Origin of the sequence: Massilia timonae, assembly GCF_001866515.1 — a bacterium.
Lineage (GTDB): Bacteria > Pseudomonadota > Gammaproteobacteria > Burkholderiales > Burkholderiaceae_D > Telluria > Telluria timonae.
In genome coordinates this window covers 1,305,633-1,323,456 of the sequence record NZ_JRYB01000001.1, presented here as the reverse complement: position 1 = coordinate 1,323,456, position 17,824 = coordinate 1,305,633, and the positions used below count along the sequence as shown (strand labels likewise).

The window sequence follows — 17,824 nt, the reverse complement described above, 5'->3', positions numbered from 1 at the left end:
GATGGCCATCCTCCCGCGCCGCATGCCCCACCAGCGCAGGCGCGCCCCCGCGCTGGCGCCGCTGCTGGCCCTTGCCTTCATGCTGGCGCTGGCGGCCGGCAGCGTCCACGCCGCCCAGCAGGCGGAGCGCGAACGCGAAGAAGCGCAGGGCTACCGCTTCCAGATCCTGACCGGCGACGACAGCGCCGTCACCCACCGGATCGCCGACGACCTGTACAAGCGCCTGGTGCCCACCTTCGCGGCCTTCCGCACCGAGCTGGCGCAGAAGCGCCGCATGCTGTACGTGGCGATCGGCCCGACCGCGCTGCGCGACGCGCTGTCGCGCCGCTGCGATTGCGTGGTGATCTCGGCCTATACCTCGAGCCAGGTGTGGCGCACGCTCACCGCGCGCCTGCCCAAGCCGCGCCGCATGGCCATGACCGCGATCTATGCCGAGCCGGCGCCGAACGACCAGATGCGCCTGGCCGAACTGCTGTACGGCCGCCCGGTGCGGGTCGGCGTGCTGCTCGGCCCCGACACCGCCTTCCTCAAGCCGGCGCTGCACGACGCGACCGAGATCCAGATGTACGCGCCGGGCGACGACCTGAATCACACACTCAACAGCATGACGCGCGCCGAGACCCTGCTGGCGCTGCCCGACAGCGACATCTACAACGCCGAGAACGTGCGCAACATCCTGCTCTCGACCTACCGCCGCAAGCAGGGCGTGATCGGCTTCTCGGCCGACATGGTCAAGGTCGGCGCGCTGGCCACCACGTATTCCGAGATCGAGGAGATCAACGCCCAGGTGGCCGAGCTGGCCGCCGACTTCGTGCGCACCGGCGAACTCGATCCGCCGCAGTTCCCGCGCTACTTCCGCACCATCATCAACGAAGGGGTGGCCAGTTCGCTCGACCTGCGCGTGACCGACGCCGCCCGCAACTTCGCGCGGCGCGCGCCGGCGCTGCAATGAACCTGCGTTTCTGGCGCGGCTGGGGTGTCGGACGGCGCATGGCCGTCATCACCATGCTGCCGGTGATCCTGCTGTTCACCTCCTTCGTCTGGTATTCCTGGTATGCGCACCGCGCCCAGGTGGCCGAGGAGCTGGCCGAGCGCGGACGCATCCTGGCGCGCGCGCTGGCCGAGACGTCCGAATACAACGTCATCTCGGGCAACCTGTCCGACCTGCGCCTGACCATCAACGGCCTGGTGCAGTCCGACCGCAGCATCTACAAGGTCGACGTGATCGACGGCAGCGGGCGCGCCGCGGTGCGCGTGGTGTCCGATTCGGCCAGCGACGCCCAGGCCCATTTCTACGAGGCGCCGATCCGCAAGCAGGTGGTGTGGATCAACCTGTTCTCGGACAACGGCACGCCGCACGTGTCGGCATCGAGCGATTCGCGCCCGCCCACGCTCACCACCGAAGTCGTCGGCTGGGTGCGGGTGACGATGTCGCCGGCGAACATGATGGCCAAGCAGACCGACCGCTTCCAGATCGAGCTGTCGATGGCGGCGCTGGCGCTGGCCGCAAGCGGCATCCTGGCCTGGGTGCTGGCGCGCTCGCTGATCGTGCCGCTGCGCGAGGCGATCGGCACCTTGCGCCAGATCCGGGGCGGCAACTTCCGTGTGCATCCGCCGGTCACCACCGGCGGCGAGATCGGCGAGCTGCAGGCCTCGATCGGCGAGATGTCGCTGGCGCTGGAAGAATCCAAGCGCGACCTCGAGAACAAGGTGGCCGAGCGCACGCGCGACCTGCTGGCCTCGCGCAACGAGGCGCTGCGCGCCGACGCCGACAAGCGCAAGCTGATCCAGAAGGTCAACGAGATCATCGAGGACGAGCGCAAGAGCATCGCGGTCGAGATCCACGACGAGCTGAATGCTTCCCTGATCGCGGCGCGGCTGGAAGCGCAGTCGATCGGCCTGCTGGCGGCCAAGGCGCCGCCAGGGCCCGAAGTCGACGAGATCCGCCGCAAGTCCGAGGCCATCACCAAGCTGGCGCTCGACCTGTACGCCAACGGCCGGCGCCTGGTGCGCCGCCTGCGTCCCGAGGTGCTCGACATGCTGGGCCTGCACGGCGCGGTGGAAGAGATGGTGCGCCACTACGACACCACGTCCGGCTGCCGCTTCGACCTGCACAGCGAGGGCGACTTCGCGCGCCTGTCGAACGAGCTGGCGATTTCCGCCTACCGCATCGTGCAGGAAGCCCTGTCCAACGTGATGAAGCACGCCGCCGCGCGCTCGGCCCACGTCAGCCTGCTGCTGGACGAAGGCAAGGGCATGCTGCGCATCCGCGTGGTCGACGACGGCGCCGGCTTCGACACCGCCAGCGCCTCGGAAGGCATCGGCATCATCGGCATGCGCGAGCGCGCCTATGCGCTGCACGGCACGATCGAGGTGCGTTCGAGCCCGGGCGAAGGCACCGACGTCGCGATCGCGTTGCCGCTCAACCTGCCGGCCCAGGCGCCAAGCGTGCCGGCGACGATTTCCGAAGCATCCACCTCACAACGATAAGATCCATGTCCACTGAATTGCTGACGCCCTACGAGAAGGGCAACCTGAACCAGACCACCACCTGGGGCGAATGCATCGCCTGGTACGAAGACCTCGCGCGCCGTTACCCTTCGGTGCTGCGCTTCGAGAAAGTGGGCGTGTCGGATGCGGGCGTGCCGATCCATGCGGGCGTGGTCAGCAGCGACGGCGTGTTCGACGTCGATGCGATCAAGCGCGCCGGCCGTCCGGTCTTCTTCAACAACAACGGCATCCACCCGGGCGAGCCGGAAGGCGTCGACGGCTGCATGGCGATCGTGCGCGACTTCTGCGTCGAGCCTGGGCGTCTGGGTGCGCTGGGCAAGACCGTGTTCCTGTTCGTCCCGCTGTACAACGTGGACGGCAGCTTCAACCGCGCCGACACCTCGCGCGTGAACCAGGACGGCCCGGAGCAGTTCGGCTTTCGCGGCAACAGCCGCCACCTCGACCTGAACCGCGACTTCGTCAAGTGCGACACCCTGACAGCGCGCACGTTCAATCAACTGTTCATGCGCTGGGATCCGGACGTGATGGTCGACACCCACACCTCCAACGGCGCCGACTACAGCTACACGATGACCCTGATCCACACCCAGGCCGACAAGCTGGGCGGCGGGCTGGGCGAATTCCTGCGCGCCGAGATGCTGCCGGCGATGTATGCCGGCATGGATGCGCGCGGCTGGCCGACCTGCCCCTACGTGAACCCGGTCAAGGACAGCCCGGACCACGGCATCGCCGAATTCCTCGAGACGGCGCGCTTCTCGACCGGCTACGCGGCGCTGCACCACACGATCGGCTTCATGCCCGAGACGCACATGCTCAAGCCGTTCAAGGACCGCTACGAGTCGATGGTGGCGCTGGTCGAAGTGGCGCTCGAGTTCACCGTCAAGAACGCCGACCGCATCCAGGCGCTGCGCCGCGCGGCGCGCGAGGAAGGCCGCAAGCAAGACGCGTGGCCGGTGCGCTGGAAGATGGACGAAGCCAATCCGGCGAGCTTCCGCTTCAAGGGTTACGAAGCCAGGTACAAGAAGAGCGTCATCGGCGACTACACCCGCCTGTACTACGACCGCAGCAGCCCGTGGGAGCGCGACATCGCTTATTACAACAGCTTCCCGGTCGATGTCGCGGTGCCGGCGCCGCAAGCCTATGTGGTGCCGCAGCAGTGGCGCGAGGCGATCGAACGCCTGGAGTGGAATGGCGTGCGCATGGAGAGGATCGAAGCGGATCGCCTGCAGGAAGTGACGTACTACCAGATTCAGTCGGTGACCTCGCGCCCGTCGGCCTACGAAGGCCATCTATTCCATGACGAGGTGGCGCTGGACCGCCGCGTCGGCCAGGTCTTGCTGCGCGCCGGCGACTACATCGTGCCGCTGGACCAGGACCGGGCGCGCTACGCGGTCGAGACGCTCGAGCCGCTGGCCCACGACAGCTTCTTCCGCTGGGGCTTCTTCAACAGCGTGCTGGAGAAGAAGGAGCATTACTCGGATTATGTGTTCGAGGACGAGGCGGAGAAACTGCTGGCGGAGGAGCCCGAGCTGGCGGCGAAGTTCGCCGAGTGGAAGGCTGCCAATCCCGGCTTGTTGAGCAGCCAGGAAGCGGTGCTCGACTTCATCTACGCCAACTGCGCGCGTTATCGCGAGCCGGAGTGGAACCGCTATCCGGTCTTCATGATCATGCGCTAACTGCGGAATCGCGATCGCATCGCTGACACGTGAATCGCGTGGCGTGGACGGGTCTCCCGTCCACCCTACGGTCCGCGTCTTACTTCGACGCCGCGATCCAGCGATCGACCTTCGCCTCCAGCACCGCCAGCGGCAAGGTGCCTTCGTCCAGCACGACCTCGTGGAATTTCGGCAGGCTGAACTTGTCGCCCAGCGCCGCCTGCGCACGCTGGCGCAGTTCCATGATCTTCAGCGAACCGATCTTGTACGCCAGCGCCTGGCCCGGCATCACCATATAGCGCTCGATCTGGGCGCGCGCTTCCAGCTCCGAGTAACCCAGCGTGTCGCGGAAGTACTTGATCGCCTGGTCGCGGCTCCAGCCCTTGCTGTGCATGCCGGTGTCGACCACCAGGCGCGCGGCGCGCAGCATCTCGTCGTTCAGGTGGCCGAAATAGTCTTCCGGTTTCTCGAACAGGCCCATCTCCTTGCCCAGGGTCTCGGCATACAGCGCCCAGCCTTCGGTGAAGGCGGTGTTGCCGCCGAACTTGCGGAAGTTCGGCAGGCCCAGTTCCTGCAGCAGGGCGATGTGGAAGTGGTGGCCCGGCTGGCCTTCATGCAGGTACAGGGTGACCATACCGGTGCGGCCGTACTTGGTCGGGTCGTTCACGACCGACCAGAACACGCCCGGACGCGAGCCGTCCGCCGCCGGCGCCGAATAATGGTCCGATGCGGTCTCGCGCGTCAGTTCCGGCTCCAGCCGCACTTCCAGCGGCGCCTTCGGCATCAGGGTGAACAGGGCCGGCAGCTTGGCGCGCACTTGCGTGTCCAGCTTCTGGAACACCTCGATCACCTGCTGGTCCGTGGTGAACGGCTTGTACTTCGGTTGCTCGGACACCCACTTCGGCAGGCCGGCGGCCGGGCCGTCGTAGCCCATCTTCGGCCCGATCTTGCCGTATTCGCCCTGGATGCGCGCCACTTCCTTCAGGCCGATCGCGTGGATCTGCTCGGGCGTCATGGCGGTGGTGGTCATCGCCGCCACGCGCGCCTTGTACCACTCGGCGCCGTTCGGCAGCGCGTTCCAGCCGGCCGTGGTGCGGGTCTTCGGCAGGTAGTCCTTCTCGACATAGCTGGCCAGGCGATCCAGGGCCGGATTGAGCTTGCCGATCGTCGTGCGATAGGCATCAAGCAGGTTGCGCTTGTCGGCGGCCGAGAAGCCTTCCGGCAGCTTCTTGATCGGGGTGTAGAAGATGCTGGCTTCCGCGCTCTTGGCCTGCAGCTGCTTGAGCTGCGGCAGCAGCGACTGGATCGGCTGGCGCGGATGCACGATGCCGCGCTTGACGCCTTCGCGCATGTTCGCGATCGACTGGTCGATGTAGGCGACCATCTGGTCGAGGCGGTTCAGGTAATTGCGATAGTCCTTCGGCGTGGCGAACGGCTGCGCGCCTTCGCCGCCGGCGTAGTTCGCGATGAAGGCCGGCATATTGAACATCTGGTCCATCGGCAGCAGGTGCTCGGGGAAGGCGCCCAGGCGCAGCGCGGTCTCGAGCTCGAACTTGACGATGTCGTAGCTGGCCTGCTCGTGCGCATTCAGGCGCTCGCGCGGGATCGATGCCAGGCGCTTCAGGTAGCCGCGGTACAGCGCAAACTGCGCGTCGCGGTTCTTCGGCGCGATCGACAGGCCGAGCTGGTCGAAGAAGCGGCCGTCGCCGCTCTCGGTCGCCCACACCGGCTCGAAGCGGGCATAGGCCTCGTAGTATTCGTCGACCAGCTTGTTGATCGCCTTGCCGGCTTCGGTCGTGGCGACCTTCTGCTTGGCGGGCGCGGTGTCGGGCGCCGGCGCGGCCTGGACGGATGCGCAGGCGAGCAGGGCGCCAATCGCCAGCGCGCCGAGCCTGAAGTTCTCTCTCATTTTTTTTCCTTGTTGGGTCAGTAGCTGGCCAGTGGCGTCAACGCGCCGTTCTTGAAGGTGTACACCGTCACCGCCGTCTTCTTGAGGTTGCCCTTGGCGTCGTAGCCGTAAGCGCCGACCACGCCCTGGTAGCTGATCGCGTGCATCGCGGCGCCGACCTGCTTGGCGTCGACCGACTTCGCCTGCTGGATCGCCTGGGCGATGAACCTGGTCTGGTCGTAGAACGACGGCGCGTAGACGTCCGGATCGCGGCCGAAGCGCTTCTTGTAGCTGGCCAGGAAGGCCGGGCCGCCCGGCTGCTTGGCGACGATGGCGCCGGCCTGCGCGCAGCGCACGTTCTCGCCGACCGCCTCGCCGCCCAGCCGGGCCATCTCTGGGCTGCACAGGGTGTCGCCGCCAAGCAGCGGCACGTTCAGGCCCAACTGCTTCATCTGGCGCGCCATCGGGGCGCCTTGCGGAGCGTAGCCGCCGAAGAAGATCGCGTCCACCTTCTTGGCGCGCAGCGAGGTCAGGATGGCGGCGAAGTCGCTCGCCTTGTCGTTGGTGAATTCGTGGCCCGCGACCTTGATGCCGGCCTTTTGCGCCTGGCGCTTGAACTCCATCGCGATGCCCTGGCCGAACGCGGTGCGGTCGTCGATCACGCCGACGTTCTTGACCTTGAGCTCCTTGGCGGCATAGCCGGCGACCGAGGCGCCCACCTGGGTGTCGCTGGCCACGATGCGGAACACCGTCTGGTAGCCGGCGGCCGTGATCTTGGGATTGGTGCCGACGGTCGACATCAGGATGCCGTTGTCGTTGTAGACGCGCGAAGCGGGAATCGCCACGCCCGAGTTGTACGGGCCGAGCACGTACTTGACGCCGGAATCGGCGAATTTCTGGGCCACCGTCACGCCCTGTTTCGGGTCGCCCGCATCGTCTTCGGACTGCAGCACGAAGCGCAGCACATTGCCGCCCACCTGGATCTTCTGCGCGTTGAGTTCCTCGATGGCGAGGCGCACGCCGTTCTCATTGTCTTTGCCGGCGAAGGCGTTGGAACCCGACAGCGGGCCGCTCACGCCGATCTTCACGATTTGCTCCGCGGCGGTTGCCTGAGTGCCGATCAACGCTATTAACGCCGCCAGCGCCAGCGGCGCCATCCTAATTTTCGATCGCATTCCCTTGGTCTCCGTTGATGTCAACGGCCGCCATCATCGCACGATTCGCACGGCCGGCGAAAGCGTTAAGCGACAGCGTAAAGACCCGGCGTAAGGATTCGGAGCGACCTCAGGCCGGCACGCCGTGCGAGATCAGCTCGAGCGGCAGGGCGGTGGTGGACTTGATCTGTTCCATCGAAAACGCGGACGACACGCCGGTCAGGCGCGCGGCCTTGATCAGCTTTTTATAGAAGCGGTCGTAGCCGGCGATGTCGGTGGTGACGACCTTGAGCAGGTAGTCGACGTCGCCGCTCATGCGATGGAATTCCAGCACTTCGGGCAGGGCGACCACGGCGGCGGCGAAGCGCGCCAGCCATTTCTCGTCGTGCTCGGTGGTCTTGATGCTGACGAACACGGTGACCGGCAGGCCGACCTTTTCGCGGTTGACGATGCTGACGCGGCTTTCGATATAGCCTTCTTCTTCGAGGCGCTTGACGCGTTTCCAGCAGGGCGTGCTGGAAAGGCCGACCTTTTCGCTCAGACCCGAGATGGAAAGGGTTGCATCCGCCTGCAAGGCGGCGAGAATCGCACAATCAAACTTGTCGAGTGAGTTCATATTCCGTAAAGCGTGTTTATAAGAATAATTATTCTATTAACAGCCCACAAATCGAGAAATTTGGGACGTTTCGATTGGCGTAATTCCGTACCATATTACTGGACAATAACGTGTTGTGCGACACCTTTTTTTATGTCTTTGGCAGCTAATCCATGATCACCGAAATCTATCTCGACGCCAACGCGACTTCGCCGGTGCTGCCTGCCGCCGCCGCTGCCGCCATGGCCGCGCTGCAGGAGTGCTTCGGTAATCCGAGCAGCAGCCATGCGAGCGGCCTGCGCGCCCGGGCGCTGCGCGAGGGCGCGCGCGCCTGCGCACGGCGAGTGCTGGGCGCCCCGAACGGACGGCTGATGTTCAACAGCGGCGCCACCGAAGGGATTCAGACCGCGGCGCTGTCGGCGCTGTGCGCGGTGCGCGAACGGCGCGCGCGCGGCGAAGCATGCGGAGACGTGGTGCTGATTGGCGCCACCGAGCACAAGGCGGTGTCCGAAAGCCTGGCGCACTGGAACCGGCTGCTGGGCACGGGCCTCGAACTGCGCGTGCTGCCGGTCGACGCCGACGGCCGCCATCGCCTGGACGTGCTGCGCGCGCTGGCGCCGCGCCTCGCCTTTGTCTGCACCATGGCCGCCAACAACGAGACCGGCGTGGTGTCCGACCTGGACGGCATCGCGGCGGCGCTGATCGAAACGGCCAGCCCGGCGCTGTGGATGGTCGACTGCGTGCAGGCGCTCGGCAAGCTGCCCTTGAACCTGGACGCCAGCCGCATCGACTACGCGCCGTTCTCGGGCCACAAGCTGCATGCGCCGAAGGGCATCGGCATGCTGTACGTGCGCGAAGGCGCGCCGTTCACGCCGCTGATCTGCGGCGGCGGCCAGGAAGACAATGGGCGCTCGGGCACCGAGAACATGGCCGGCATCGCGGCGCTGGGGGCGGTGCTGGAAGCGCTGGAGCGCGGCGACACCTTCCATGCCACCGAGGCGCTGCAAGCCTGCCGCGCGCGCCTGGCCGAGGCCTTGACCCGCGCCTTTCCCGGCATCGTGTTCAACGCGCCGCTGGCGCACACCTTGCCGACCACGCTCAATTTCTCGATCCCGGGCGTCGCCAGCGCCGAGCTGCTCGACCTGTTCGATGCCGCCGGCATGCGCGTCAGCGCCGGCTCGGCCTGCGCCGCATCGAAGGCGGCGCCGAGCCATGTGCTCGACGCGATGGGCTTGCCGGCCTGGCGCAGCGCGTCGGCGGTGCGCCTGTCGATCGGGCCGCTGCTGGACGACGCCGTGCTGGCGCTGGCCTGCGAACGCATCGCGCGCTGCGGGGCGGCGCTGGCAATGCCGCCGGCGCCGGCGGCGGCGCCCGATGCGGCGCCGCCTGACGCCGCGCTGGACGCCGGCATGGACGCCGGCATGGAGCTCGACGCCGTCGCGGCCCGCGGCTGGCTGGCGGCGCATCCCGACGCCATCGTGGTCGACGTGCGCGATGCGCGCGAGCACAGCGTCGCCGGCCAGGTGGAACTGCACGGCCGCACGGCGCTCAACGTGCCGCTGGCGAGCGTGAAGGAACATGCCGCCGCCTGGCTGGGCGCCGAGGCCCGCCCCTTGCTGTTCGTGTGCCGCAGCGGCGCACGCAGCGCCCGCGCCGCGCGCACCCTGCGCGCCCTGGGCCATCCGCGCGCCTGCTCGCTGGCCGGCGGTTTCGCGCTCGCCGTCTGACGATTCCCCGGCCGCCTGCCGGCTCGGCAGGCGGTGTGTACGCCAGCGCACGGTAACTTTTCGTACCTTTCCCTAGCATGGAGTCAGCCGTGCGCGCCCAGCATCGTTTGTCTGGTTTCTTGCCCTGATTGCCTTAGGGTGTCCCGTCCTCCGGCGGTCCGCCGCGCACGCCTCCGTCCCGAGGTTCCCGTTGAAAGTTGAGAACGACAAGATGCCCGCGGGGCAGCATGCGCCACATGGCGCCGCCGCCGCCGCCTCCGTGCCGCTGCCGGCCGCGAATGCGGAGGGCATCGCTCGTTCCTGCGAAATGCTCGACCGCGCCGTGCGCGCCGGGATCGACCTGCCTCCCGCCGGCGCGCGCCTGCTCGACGGCTACCACCTGCTCGACACCCAGCTGCGGCTGGCGCGCGCGCAATCGCGGCAGGTCGCCGCCCAGGACGGCGCCGCGCGCGTCTGGGGCCTGGCGCTCGATGCGGTGGCGCGCGCCGACGGCGTGGTCGACATCGAAGAACTGGCGCGCGTCCTCGCCGCGGGCCAGGAAGGCGCGCCGTTGCGCGTCGCCGAACTCGATGCGCTGCCCGCGCTGCTGCGTCTCGCGCTGATCGACCGGCTGGCCGCGCTGGCCGCGCGCGCCGCGCATGCCTGCGCCGGCCGCGAGCGCGCCGCCGCCTGGGCCGCGCGCTTCCTCGACACCGCCGAGGCCCGCCCGGGCGACCTGGTGCTGCTGTTCGCCGACATGGCGCGCAGCGCAGACGCGGACAACGGCGCTTTCATCGTCGAACTGGCGCGCCGCCTGCAGGGTCGCGGCGCGCCGCTGGCCCAGGTACTGGACTGGATCGATGCGCGCCTGGCCGATGGCCAGGGCAGCATCGCCGGGCTGACGCAGGACGAGAGGAGCAGCCAGGCGCAGGAAGCCGTCGCCGCCGGCAACGCCCTGGCCAGCCTGCGCGCGCTGGGCGGCGTCGACTGGCGCGCCTTCGCCGAGCGCCTGGGCGTGGTCGATGCGCTGCTGCGCGACGATCCTGACGGCAGTTATGCGCGCATGGACGGCGCCACGCGCGACCGCTACCGCCACACGGTCGCGCGCCTGGCGCATTCCCTCGGCGTGAGCGAAGCCGCGGTGGCGCAAGAAGCGATCGCGCTGGCCGGCGTCCATCGCGCGCCGGGCGAGGGCGGGCTCGATATGCGCATCCGTCACGTGGGCCACTACCTGGCCGGCCCTGGCCTGGCGACGCTCGAGGCCAGGCTGCGCGGACGGCGCGGATGGGCGCCGCGCGTTCGCGCCGCATTGCAGGGCGCTTCCCCCGGCATGCAGACGGGCGCCACGGCGGCGCTGGCCCTGCTGTTTACGGGCGCGGGCCTGGTCCATGCCTGGCAGGGCGGGGCCGGGCCGCTGCTGCTGGTCCTGATGGGCATCCTGGCGCTGCCGGTTGCCGGCGCCCTGGCGCGCGCCCTGATGGGCATGGCCGGGCGTTGGCTGGCGCGGCCCCAGGCCACACCGCGCATCGACGTGGCGGCCGGCATTCCTGACGATGCACGCACGCTGGTGGCCGTGTCGGCGCAGCCGGCCGACGCCGCGCAGCTCGCGGCGCTGTGCGAAGACCTCGAAGTGCGCTACCTCGGCAACCGCGATCCGCGCCTGCGCTTCTGCCTGCTGCTCGACCTGCCCGACGCGCCTGAAGCGACGCTGCCTCTGGACGCCGCCCTGTTGGCCCAGGCGGGCGCTGCGATTGAGGCGCTCAACCGCAAGCACGGCGGCGAACGAGACGGTCCCTTCATGCTGCTGGCGCGTGCGCGCGCCTGGAGCGAAGACCAGCAGGCCTGGATCGGCCGCGAACGGCGGCGCGGCCAGCTGACCGACCTGAATGCCTGGCTGTGCGGCGTGCGCGACCGCTTCGCGCACGCGGCCGGCAATCTCGGCGCCGCGGCCGAGATGCGCTATGTGATCGCGCTCGACGCCGATACCGGCCTGCCGCGCGACGCCGCGCGCGGCCTGGTGGCGGCGATGGCGCACCCGCTGCACCGGGCGCTGCAGGACGAAGCGGGGCGGGTGCTGGAAGGCCATGCCATGCTGCTGCCGCAAATCACGACCTCCTTGCCGGGCCGGGACGCCGTGCGCTACCAGCGCCTGTGGCCCGCCGGTGGCCACGGCTGGGCCGCGATCTATGACGTCGATGCCTGGCGCCGCGCGATGGGTCTCGAGCTGCGCGACGAGGGCCGGGCGCAACCCGGCGCGGTCGAGGAAGACCGCCTGCGCGCCGCGCGCGTGGGCGACCTGCGGCTGGATGCCGCGCATCCGGGCAGTTATGGCGAACACGCGCTGCGCCGCCATCGCGCCTTGCGCGCCGCCTGGCAGGAAGCGCGCCGCCTCGGACGCGGCGCCGAGCGACTGCGCGCCGCGCGGGTGCGCCGGCGCCTGTTCGACGCGCTGGCCGGGAGCCTGGCCGCACCGGCGTCGATCGCGCTGCTCGTGTTGTGCTGGAGCCTGCTGGCCGCGCCCGTGTTCTGGACCGTGGCCATCCTGGCGCCGCTCTGGCTGCCGGCGCTGCTCGACATGCTGGCCACGCTGGCCGGCCGCGCGCTCGATGCGCCGCTGCGCCAGCACCTGGACGCCTGGACGCGCGGCGCGCGCACGGCCCTGGTGCGCGCCGCGCTGGCGCTGGCCTTCCTGCCGCACCGGGCCTGGCTTGACGCCGACGCGGTCGTGCGCGGCCTGTGGCGGCGCGACGTGAGCCGCCGCAAGCTGCTCGAGCTGCGTCCTCCGGCGCTGGCGCGACCCAGCAGCGCGCTGGAGAACAACTGGCGCACGATGTGGTTCGCGCCGTTGCTGGCGGTCGGCGTCGCGGTGCTCCTGACCTTCGCCAACCCCTACGCCCTGTTCGCGACCGCGCCGCTGCTGCTGGTATGGTTCTTGTCGCCGGTGCTGGCCTGGTGGGTCAGCCAGCCGGCGCGGCGCGGCATGCGCCTGGCGAAAGGGCAGACGCTGTTCCTGCGCACGCTGGCGCGCCGCAGCTGGGCCTTCTTCGAACAGCACGGCGCGGGCCGGCACGGCCTGGCGCCGGAAGCCGTGTTCGACCATTCCGAACCGACCGTCGACGAGCGCATGTCGCCCGCCGGCATGGGCTCGACCCTGCTGGCGACCCTGAGCGCGCGCGACTTCGGCTATCTGCCGCTGGGCGGCCTGCTCGCGCGCAGCGAACAGGCGCTGGCGTCGATGGCCTTGCTGGAGCGCTGGCATGGCCACCCCTTCCAATGGTATGACGGCGTCACGCTCGCTCCGCTCGAACCGGCGCGTGTCGACACCGCGGCCAGCGGGGGCCTGGCGCTGGCGCTGCGCACCTTCGCCGCCGGCCTCGATGAATTGCCCGACCGGCCGATCGTTGACGCCGCCGCGCTGGACGGCATCCGCGTCACGCTGTTGGTGGTGCGCGAGCATGCGCCGCCCGGCCAGCTGCCGGCGCTGGACGCGCTGGGCGAAGCGCTGGCGCCGGGCCGCTGCCGCGCCACCGATACCCTGCCGGGCCTGGCCGACTGCCTGCGCACGGTCGCGGCCAGGGCGGCCGAGCTGGACGCCGGCCTGCCGGAAAAAGCAAACCCCGCCGACCCCACGCTGCGCGCCTGGACGGCGCGCCTGGCGCGGCAGTGCGCGGCGCAGCTGGACGACCTGCATGCGCTCACGCCGTGGACCCGGGCGGCGCAGGAATACGTGCTCGATGCCGGCCTGACCCGCATCCCGACCTTGCGCGAGCTGGCCGCGCTCGAACCGCCAGGCGACAACGAGGGCCTGGCCCAGCTGGTCGCACAGGGGCGCGACTGCGCGCGCGAACGCATGGAGAGCATCGCGCGCCTGGCCGCGCAGGCGCGGGAAGCGGCGCGCGTGGATTTCGGCGCGCTGGTCGACCCGTCCACCGGCCTGCTGGCCACGGGCTGTCACGTGCGCGAGGGGCGCGGGGGGCGCCTGGACGGCGACAGCTGCGACCTGCTGGCGTCCGAGGCGCGCATGGCCAGCTTCGCCGCCGTCGCCCAGGACCAGCTGCCGCAGCAGCACTGGTGGTCGCTCGGCCGTCCCTTGCGCATGACGGGGGCCGGCGCGCTGCTGCTGTCGCGCGCGGGCGCGCTGGCGGACTATCTGGCGCCGCAGCTCGTGATGCCGTCGTGGCGCGACACCTTGCTGGACGACGCCGGCCGGGCTGTGGCGCGCCTGCAGGCGGCCCACGCCAAGGGCCGCGGGCTGCTGTGGGGCTATACGGAATCGGGCTGCAACGCGGTCGACGCGGCGGCGCGCTACCGCATCGGGCGCTTCGGCATCGACGCCGCGGCCCTGCGGCGGAGGGCGGCCGACGACCTGGTCGCCGCGCCCCATGGCGCGGCGCTGGCGCTCAGCGCGGCGCCAGCGCTGGCGGCGGCCAACCTGCGCCGCATGGCGGAGCAGGGCCTGCTGGGCGAGACCGGCTTCCACGAGGCGCTCGATTATGCGCCAGCGCGCCTGCCGCAAGGCGAACGCCAGGCGGTGGTGCGGGCCCAGCTCGCGCGCCACCAGGCCACGATCCTGCTGGCGCTGGCGCGCCACCTGCAGGGCGAACCGATGCAGCGCCGCTTCGCGCGCGATCCCGAACTGCGCGCCGCGCTCGGCCTGCTGCAAGAGGCGGCGCCGGCGGCCGGCGCCGAGCCGCCCCTGCGCATCGATGCCGGCGTGGCGCTCGACGGCGTCGCGGCGGCCCGCCCCTACGCGCGCGTGCTCAAGCCGGACGCTTCGCCGCTGCCGGAAGTCCAGCTGCTGTCGAACGGCCGCTATCACGTGGTCGTCGACAGCGCGGGCGCCGGCGCCAGCTGCTGGGAGGGAACCGTACTGACGCGAGTCGGGGCCGGCGAGAGCGGCCTGGCGCTTCACGTGCGCGACACGGCATCCGGCGCCACCTGGGCCAACGTCCTGCTGCCCGGCGCGCCGGCGCCCGACGAGGTCGAGGCGGTGCTGGCCGAAGGGCGGGCCAGCCTGCGCCGCGTGGACCACGGCATCGAGATGCGCACCGACGCGGTGGTGGCCCCGGGCGACGACGTCGAGCTGCGCCGTATCCGCATCGTCAATCGCGCGCCTGAGACGCTCACCCTGGAGCTGACCGGCTGCGTGGCGCTGGCCGGGCCGCCGCTGGAAGAAGGCGGCCGCAGCAGCATCCGCATCGAGTTCGACGCGAGCGCCGACAGCCTGCTGTGCTTGACCGCACCAAGCGCGCCCGTGCTCGTGCATCGCATGACGGTGCGCGAGACGGCGGGGCAGCCGAGCGTGGAAACGAATCGCGCGCGCTTCATCGGGCGCGGCCATGAGCTGTGCCGGCCGCAGGCGGTGAGCCAGGGCGGCGCGCTGCCCGGCCTGGACCCGGAGCCCGACGAGGCGCTGCTGGCGCTGCGGCGCAGCGTGACCCTGGCGCCGCAGCAGGAGATCACGGTCGACCTGGTGCTCGGCGCCGCCTCCAGCCGCGCGCTGGCGCGCGAGCTGGCGGCGCGCTATGGGGTCGCTCACGAGGTCGACCACGCGATCGAGGCCGCCTGGACCCTGGCCCAGGCCGAGCTGCGCCGCGCCGAGATCGGCGAAGCCGACGCCCAGCTGATCAACCGCCTGGCTGGCTGCCTGCTGCAGCCCGCGCCGGCGCTGCGCGCCGATCCCGCCGTCATCGCGCGCAATCTGCGCGGGCGGGCCGACTTGCAGGCATATGGCGTCACGGGCGACTTGCCGCTGCTGTTGCTGCAACTGGGCGAGGGGCCGGACACCGGCCTCGCGCGCCAGCTGCTGCAGGCCCACGGTTATTGGCGCGGCCACGGCCTGGCGGTCGACTTGCTGGTCCTGTGCGACAGCCGCGCGGCGCGCGAAGCCCTGATGCACCTGGCGGCGCCGCTGGTCGATCCGTCCAGCTTCGACCAGCCCGGCGGACTGCACCTGCACCTGAAGGAAGACGTGCCGCATGAAGACCGCATCCTGCTGCGCTCCGCCGCCAGCGTGCTGCTCTCCGGGGAGCGCGGCGACCTGGCCGACCAGCTGCGCCGCGCCGAGCGCGCGGCCGGCGCGGCGGCGCCGCCGTTCGTCGCCGCCACGCCGGCGCAGGCATGGACCGCGGCGAATCCGCCTTCGCCCGCGACCGAGGCCTTGCCGGACGGCCGCGAGGTCGTGGTGCGCAGCGGCGCCGGCATCGCCGCGCCTGCGGCGCCGTGGATCAACCTGCTGGCCAACGACGCCTTCGGCAGCATCGTCTCGGAGCGCGGCCATGCCGTCAGCTGGAGCGGCGAGCGCGCCACGCGCCTGACCGCAGGGGGAGAAGACGAAGTCGCGCCGCAGGGCGGCGAAGCCTTCTACCTGCGCGACGAGGACAGTGGCGACGTCTGGTCGCCGACGCCGTGGCCGGCGCCGTCATCAGAGACGTACACGACGCGCCATGGCATCGGCTACAGCGTGTTCGAACACCTTGTCCACGGCATCCATTCCGAGTTGCGCTGCTTCGTGGCCCAGGACGCGCCGCTCAAGTACAGCGTGCTGCGCCTGCGCAACGACAGCGATGCGCCGCGCCGCCTGAGCGCGACGGGGTATGTGGAGTGGCTGCTGGACGAGCGCCACGCGCCGCCCGGTCTGCAGGTGGTGACCGGACGCGACCTCGCCAGCGGCGCGCTGTTGGCGCGCAACGTCTTCGGCGCGGGTTTCCATGACAAGGTCGCGTTCTTCCACGTCGACGCCGAGCAGGTCGCCGTGACCTGCGACCGCCAGGAATTCATCGGCCGTTCCGGGGCCATCGCACGCCCGGCGGCGTTGGGGCGCGCCGGGTTGTCGGGCATTGCCGGCGCCGGCTTCGACCCGTGCGCGGCGCTGCAGGTCGGCGTCACGTTGGCGCCGGGCGCCGAGTGCGAACTGGTCTTCGTGCTCGGCGTGGCCGGTCCCGGGAGCCTGGACGCCAGCGCGGTCGTGCAGCGCCATGGCACGGCGCAGGCCGCCGCCGCCGCATGGCAGCGCCTGCGCGACTGGTGGGACCACACGCTCGGCGCCGTCACCGCATGCACGCCGGAACCCGGGTTCGACCTGCGCGTCAACGCCTGGCTGCCCTGGCAGGCGATCGGCGCCATGATGGGCGAGCGCGACCCGGCGCTGCGCCTGCAGTCGGCCCTGGCCTGTGCCCACGCCCGCCCCGAACTGCTGCGCGAGGCCCTGCTGCGCGCCGCGCCCGCGTTCACGACGGGGGCCCATGTCGAGGACTTCCTGTGGCTGCCCTATGCGCTGACGCGCTATCTCGCAGTGACGGACGACCATGCGCTGCTGGCCGTGCGCCTGTCGGAACGTGACGATCTGTACCAGCACTGCGTGCACGGCCTGCGCGGTTGCCTGCGCTTCGGGCCGCGCGGCCTGCCGCCGGCGGCGGGGCGCCTGCATGAGGAAGGGGTGGCCGGTCGCGTCGAGAGCGTGCGCCTCGGCTTCTTCATGGCGGCCGTGCTGCAGCGCTTCGCCGAGGTGGCCGACCGGCGCGGCGACTTCGGTTTCGCCACCACCTGCCGCGGCGCGGCGCTGGCGCTGGGCGCGCAGTGCGAGGAACACGGCTGGGACGGCGACTGGTATCGCTGGACCTGGCTGGACAGCAGCACAGCCCTCGGCTCGATCGCCAATGCGGCCTGCCGCGTCGAGCTGTCGACCCAGTGCTGGGCGCTGGAGGCCGGGGCGGCGCAAGGCCCGCAGGCGCTGCGCGCGGCGGTGCGGCGCCTGCGCACGGGCGGCGCCGTGCCGCGCTGCGATCCGCCGGTGGATGGCGAATGGAGCGAACGGGTGCCGTCGAGCCCCGGCCAGGACCACCGCGCCACCGCCTGGGCCGCGGCCGGACTCGCACGGCTGGGCGACGCCGGCCACGCATGGCAGCTGGCGCGCATGCTCGAGCCGATGACGCATGACGACGGACCGCCCTACCTGATGAGCGGCGGCCTGCGCACGATCGCGCCGCATGCCGGCCGCGCCATCGGTGGCGTCGTCACGCCGGCGGCGGCGTGGACCTGGTTGCTGTTCGTCGAAGCGCTGCTGGGCCTGGAGCGCCACGGCGATGCGCTGACATTGAGGCCGCGCCTGGCGCCGGGCTGGGAGGGCTTCAGCCTGCGCTACCGTCATCGCGGCGCCTTCTACGAGATCACGGTGCGCGCCACCGAAGGACCCGAAGAAATGCTGCTGGACGGCCAACCCTGCCCGGATTGGACCATCATGCTGCGCGACGACCGGCGTGACCACAAGGTAGAATTGCGGGTTGCGCGCGACCCGAGAGCGCCCGAAGCATAGG

The 17,824-nt window shown here is 70.7% G+C and carries 8 protein-coding genes; 5 read left to right on the top strand and 3 right to left on the bottom strand.

Features of this window, described 5'->3' with window-relative positions; translation table 11 throughout:
- Window position 1: 1 nt before the first annotated feature.
- The 3 genes from LO55_RS05775 to LO55_RS05765 are packed head-to-tail and all read left to right on the top strand — an operon-like array spanning window position 2 to window position 4,187.
- Window positions 2–952 (top strand): hypothetical protein, encoded by a 951-nt coding sequence (locus LO55_RS05775; RefSeq protein WP_071360772.1) that lies wholly within the window; start codon window positions 2–4, stop codon window positions 950–952.
- Window positions 949–2,490, top strand: coding sequence for a sensor histidine kinase (locus LO55_RS05770; RefSeq protein ID WP_005663601.1), 1,542 nt, complete (start codon window positions 949–951; stop codon window positions 2,488–2,490). Before LO55_RS05775 ends, LO55_RS05770 begins: the two co-directional genes overlap by 4 nt.
- Before the next feature lie 5 nt (window positions 2,491–2,495).
- Window positions 2,496–4,187, top strand: a complete 1,692-nt coding sequence (locus LO55_RS05765) for a M14 family zinc carboxypeptidase (RefSeq protein WP_071360771.1) — start codon at window positions 2,496–2,498, stop codon at window positions 4,185–4,187.
- Window positions 4,188–4,266: 79 nt separating this feature from the next.
- Here the strand turns inward: LO55_RS05765 and LO55_RS05760 are convergent, their stop codons facing one another.
- From LO55_RS05760 to LO55_RS05750, 3 genes are all read right to left on the bottom strand, one after another.
- Window positions 4,267–6,075: a DUF885 domain-containing protein gene (locus LO55_RS05760; RefSeq protein WP_071360770.1), complete on the bottom strand. Its 1,809-nt coding sequence runs from the start codon at window positions 6,073–6,075 to the stop codon at window positions 4,267–4,269.
- A 17-nt stretch (window positions 6,076–6,092) separates the two neighbouring features.
- Window positions 6,093–7,229 (bottom strand): branched-chain amino acid ABC transporter substrate-binding protein, encoded by a 1,137-nt coding sequence (locus LO55_RS05755; RefSeq protein ID WP_071360769.1) that lies wholly within the window; start codon window positions 7,227–7,229, stop codon window positions 6,093–6,095.
- Window positions 7,230–7,338: 109 nt separating this feature from the next.
- The gene (locus LO55_RS05750) at window positions 7,339–7,824 is read right to left on the bottom strand and encodes an Lrp/AsnC family transcriptional regulator (RefSeq protein ID WP_005663596.1); all 486 of its coding nucleotides are present in this window, start codon (window positions 7,822–7,824) and stop codon (window positions 7,339–7,341) included.
- A 152-nt stretch (window positions 7,825–7,976) separates the two neighbouring features.
- On the opposite strand from LO55_RS05750, the gene LO55_RS05745 reads away from it, so the two are divergent.
- Both LO55_RS05745 and LO55_RS05740 read left to right on the top strand, forming a co-directional pair.
- Complete coding sequence (locus LO55_RS05745; protein WP_071360768.1) at window positions 7,977–9,530, top strand: aminotransferase class V-fold PLP-dependent enzyme; 1,554 nt, start codon at window positions 7,977–7,979, stop codon at window positions 9,528–9,530.
- 190 nt (window positions 9,531–9,720) lie between these two features.
- A complete protein-coding gene (locus LO55_RS05740; RefSeq protein WP_071360767.1) occupies window positions 9,721–17,823 on the top strand; it encodes a GH36-type glycosyl hydrolase domain-containing protein in 8,103 nt (2,700 codons plus the stop codon).
- Window position 17,824 lies beyond the last annotated feature (1 nt).